The sequence below is a fragment of the Corynebacterium lipophiloflavum DSM 44291 genome, assembly GCF_000159635.1.
In the GTDB taxonomy this organism is placed as follows: domain Bacteria; phylum Actinomycetota; class Actinomycetes; order Mycobacteriales; family Mycobacteriaceae; genus Corynebacterium; species Corynebacterium lipophiloflavum.
On record NZ_GG667191.1, the window covers coordinates 157,155 to 161,324 of the forward strand.

The 4,170-nt window shown below is 58.2% G+C and carries 4 protein-coding genes and 1 pseudogene; 3 read left to right on the forward strand and 2 right to left on the reverse strand.

Annotation, left to right across the window (positions count from 1 at the left end; all coding sequences use genetic code 11):
- Positions 1 to 232: 232 nt before the first annotated feature.
- Positions 233 to 526 (forward strand): annotated as a pseudogene (locus tag HMPREF0298_RS12065) (integrase core domain-containing protein); the annotation flags it as partial.
- A 340-nt stretch (positions 527 to 866) separates the two neighbouring features.
- Complete coding sequence (locus tag HMPREF0298_RS00720) at positions 867 to 1,727, forward strand: hypothetical protein (protein ID WP_006839155.1); 861 nt, start codon at positions 867 to 869, stop codon at positions 1,725 to 1,727.
- Between the two features lie 81 nt (positions 1,728 to 1,808).
- On the opposite strand, the gene HMPREF0298_RS00725 is transcribed toward HMPREF0298_RS00720, so the two are convergent.
- Positions 1,809 to 2,738 (reverse strand): nucleotidyl transferase AbiEii/AbiGii toxin family protein, encoded by a 930-nt coding sequence (locus HMPREF0298_RS00725; RefSeq protein WP_006839156.1) that lies wholly within the window; start codon positions 2,736 to 2,738, stop codon positions 1,809 to 1,811.
- Positions 2,644 to 3,729 carry a type IV toxin-antitoxin system AbiEi family antitoxin domain-containing protein gene (locus tag HMPREF0298_RS00730; protein WP_006839157.1) on the reverse strand — a complete coding sequence of 362 codons (1,086 nt, stop codon included), beginning with the start codon at positions 3,727 to 3,729 and terminating at the stop codon, positions 2,644 to 2,646. Before HMPREF0298_RS00730 ends, HMPREF0298_RS00725 begins: the two co-directional genes overlap by 95 nt.
- 158 nt (positions 3,730 to 3,887) lie before the next feature.
- On the opposite strand from HMPREF0298_RS00730, the gene HMPREF0298_RS00735 reads away from it, so the two are divergent.
- Positions 3,888 to 4,170: IS6 family transposase (locus HMPREF0298_RS00735; protein ID WP_006839158.1), on the forward strand; the 283-nt coding region annotated here is incomplete at its 3' end.

Genomic DNA, 4,170 nt, shown 5'->3' on the forward strand with positions numbered 1-4,170 from the left:
GCGGCTATATTGAAGGAGCGAAAGCCACCGGGTGGAAACAAGCCATCAACCAACTAGCCGTGGCATACCCCGACCGATTCGCGGACTACTTGTAAACCAAGCCCCCGCACACAAAGAATCGGACACCCTCTTCCCACACTCGGGCGGATTCCTGACTCAGCTAGCGCAGTGGAATACTTCAGTGACACATACTGGGCAGGTTCAACCGGTGGTTGCAACACCGGTTGAACCTGCCGTCTACACTTCCCATGCGTTCCAGGAGACGTGCAGAACGCTGGGGATCCGGCAGTCGATGGGCGCGATCGGCAGCAGCGCTGATAACGCCCTGGCGGAGTCCTTCAACGCCGCGTTGAAGCGTGAGGTCCTCCAGGACGCGAAGACGTTTGCCAATCAGTTGCAGTGCCGGCGAGATGTTTTCCGCTGGTGTACCCGCTACAACACCACGCGTCGGCATTCCTGGTGCGGGTATCTCGCTCCAGCAGTGTTTGAAGAGCAATGTCCTGTTACGCTGAGATCTGCTTCCTGATCACATCCCCCGTGTCTACTTTCCGGGGGTCGGGCCCCAACCCCGCAGGCCGCGGCCTGAGCGGTGGTGACCAGGCCCCACTGCTGCGAAGCCAGATCCCCCACCACCTCCACCGCTTCCACACCCTTCATGGCACAAAAAATACGCTATCTGTTCTTTTTGCGCCATTCATGAAGATACCGAAGCCTCAACACGGGGCATTATGTCCTACAGGGTGTAGTCAACCGAACGTGCATAGTGACACGAAACTGCCCGTTGACCGCCACGAGAACCGCCTATGCTGACGGTTGTGGTGACAGTCGGTTCACCATTTCCATTGGATGGCGAGTAGGAGCCAGAAATGTCTATTACTTTTCCCGCCGAGAGGGTTCTTCGGTGGCTAGCGGACCAGTCCGACCAACAGATCTCGGCGGTGCCGACGGACGTGATTTCTCCAGACGATTCTCTGTCCGTGTATGAGGAGCTTGTCGGCGCCTCTCTGATAAAAGAAAACAGGACACTTGACGGAAGTTTTAGCTTTATGTTGACGAACGAAGGGCGGATCGAAGCGTCCAAGGCAAAGCATTCCTACCGGGCATCGCTGGCGCAGCGCAGAATTCTGGAATGGCTCACCATTCATCCAACTTCTGCACCCTCCGGCCTTCTAGAAACGGAGTGGGCTGAAGATTTTAGCGGATCTTTAACCGAGCAAGAAATCGGGCAGGCCACTGATGAACTGAAGGACAGCGGCTACATTGCGGGCACGGAAACCTGGGGAGGCGGAATGATCAGAGCAAGGCTCACTAGTGCGGGTCACCAGCTGTATCGCAGCCAGAAAAGTATTGACCAGTTCAACCAGCCAGGGGGAGCACCCACCATGAGCATTTCCGCAGACAATTACGGGAACCAAACCATCGGAAACCAAGCGGTCGGGAGTCAGGTTGGCTCCATGACCGCCGACATGTCAATGAATGTGACAACCGATGACATAGTTCGAGCTTTGGAAGAGTTCCGCACAACTGTTCAATCAGCGGAGGTGCCGGGTGTCTCCGAGGAAGAAAAAAAAGATCTGATTGAGGAGGCGACCAAGATCCAGGAAAAGCTCCCCAAACGGGGAATCGACTGGGCGCGTCAATCCATTCAGGCGCTGGTCACTGCAACCATGTCTGGGCTCGGAGAAGGCTTCGCAACGTCTCTTCTAAATGTTCTTCCGAGTAACTGATCGCCGAGTCACGTCATCCCTTCAGGACTGACAGAATCGGTGACGTGTCGCGGGGGATCTACCGACACATGCAAGAACCGCTTATCGCCAGGTGAGGGTAGCGGGGTCCCATTCCCCCAACGCTACATCGGGGTCATCTCCCAAGATGGGGTCCAGGAGCAGGCTAGCTATACGCAACGCCTCGCCAAAGTTCCGGAGGTTGTCCCGTGCTCCGGTGAATGTCTTCGCCTTGGTCGTGTACTGGGCTTCCCACTTCTCGTCGGGCGGAAGGAGGCGCTTCGGCAGGATAATGGAACGCACTCTGCACTGGGTATCTAAGGCGTCGCGGAGATTCACCGCTGCCACGGTCAGCTCTGAGGCGATCAGGGCAATGTCGTAAAGATCGTGGTAACGCGTCGAAGCGCGCCCTGGCGGGGTGGTGCCGTGGCGTTCATACATCGCGCACACCTTGTCGGCGAGTTGGCTGGCCACTGGGTACGAATAGACGCGGAAGCTAGCAGGGAGAAGCTCCGTGTCCACCTCATAGCTTGCCTCTACCGTGAGCGCTTCCACCGCTCCCGTCACCTCAAGGTCCCCGCTGACGTCCACACCGAAATGAATGAGCCGGCTGTTGACGCCGTAAGTGATGGTGACGTCGACGCGTTCACTGTCAATGGCGCCGGTTTTGCCTTGCTTGTCGGGGCGGCGGAGGCGAAACGTGTACGGTCCCACCTGGCACCCATCCATGGCAGCTATCAGCGCGTCGGCGGCGCCAGTGGCGGAGGTGGGGTCAACCTGCCGGTACAGGTCGAGATCACGAGTGTGCCGCGCCCCGGGGATACGGCAGTAGATGTTTGAGCCCCCTTTGAGCACCCACCCGCTGGTCTGCCGCATTAATTCACGCAGGAAAGTCTCCCGGAAGAATTGGTTATAGACGTCATTCGGGTTCTTTCCCAGGTGTTTCGCTTCCTTTTTCAACACGGCGATGATCTGGCCGTGGGTCTTGGTGGTTTTCAGGGGTTTCTTGGTCATTGGGGCCGGCGCTTTCTTCGTTCTGTCGCTTCAGAGGTAAGGATGCCAGGGTGGGGTATTCCGGGACTACCATTTTCCCGAAGGCCGCTTCCGTGAGGCGCGCTATTTCTGCAGTGGCCGGCAACGCTAGGAATTTCTCGTCTGTCCCGGTCATTACCTTCTTCCTCAGATCCTCGAAAAGATCAGGTACCAGGGAACCCCCGTCCACCGTTCTCTCCAGGTTTTCACTCATGGTGATCTGTGGTGACAGTGACCGCATTAGTGTGTCGATCTGTTCCCGGATTGGGCGCATTGCCTTATCGATTTCTTCGTATATTCGTGGATCCAACTCCACCGTGGGGAAGTACTCCCCCACAAGACGTGCCAATCCTGCTCTATCCCCTGCGGTCAGTCCGAAGACCTCTTCTTTACCGGCAAGAGCCTCCACCAGGTCCCGCTCCATCGTTAAGGACGCACGAGCGGCGTCTGCGGCCAGGCCGAGGAGATGGTCGGCTTCGTGTCCCTCGTCAGCGAGATCGGCAACCGTGCGCGCGACAGTGGTCACTGGCATGCCCGAAGTCGGGTGAAGCACCCAGTCAGAATCTCTAAGGTCGGCTCGGTGAAAGTAAACGTCCGCCTGTCGGCTGCGCCGTCTTACTGCCGTCGTGAAGTGTACTCCGTCCGGCCAAAAATCCCCGACCCCCCACAACTCGGCGGCCGTCGTGTGCGAGACCACCGCTTCTACGACGAGCTGTGGGTCACTGGTGCGCTCGGCGGCCATGAGATCCGGGTGCACAGCCAGCCAGTGTGCCTTGACCTCGAGCTCAGCCGAGAGCGGGGTGCCTGTGGTTGCGTACACTCCGTGCCGGATGCGGGTGATGACCTCCCGCATGGCCAAACGGCGCAATGAGGGCAGATCAACACCGTGCGCCGCGGCCTGGGCTGTGGTGACCAGTCCCCACTGTTGAGACGCCAGGTCCCCCACTGTCTCTGCAGCTTCCGCACCCTTCATGGCACAAAAGATACTCTAGACGTACTTTTTGTGCCACCTACTCGATATCACTCGATATTAAAGATGGTGCTGTCCATTTACAGTTCCGCAGAGTGCGCCAGAGAGGTGCTGTTGCAAAGTTGGGGCAGTAGAAAGATCGGCGTGAAATAATCACAGCCATGGGTATCTTCTCCGGTCGGCATTTCCCCCGTGACATCATTCTGTGGGCGGTGCGGTGGTACTGCCGCTACGGGGTGAGCTACCGCGATCTGGAGGAAATGATGACCGAGCGGGGCGTGCCAGTCGATCACACCACGATCTACCGCTGGGTCCAGAAATACGCCCCTGAGCTGGATAAGCACACTCGGTGGTACCGGCAGGTACCCGACTGGCAGGCCCGGTCCTGGCGGGTGGACGAGACCTATATCCGGGTCGGCGGCACGTGGTGCTACCTCTACCGGT

Coding starts and splice junctions, on each gene's coding strand:
- HMPREF0298_RS00720 (WP_006839155.1), top strand. CDS start 867: ATGTCTATTACTTTTCCCGCCGAGAGGGTTCTTCGGTGGCTAGCGGAC.
- HMPREF0298_RS00725 (WP_006839156.1), bottom strand. CDS start 2,738: ATGACCAAGAAACCCCTGAAAACCACCAAGACCCACGGCCAGATCATC.
- HMPREF0298_RS00730 (WP_006839157.1), bottom strand. CDS start 3,729: ATGAAGGGTGCGGAAGCTGCAGAGACAGTGGGGGACCTGGCGTCTCAA.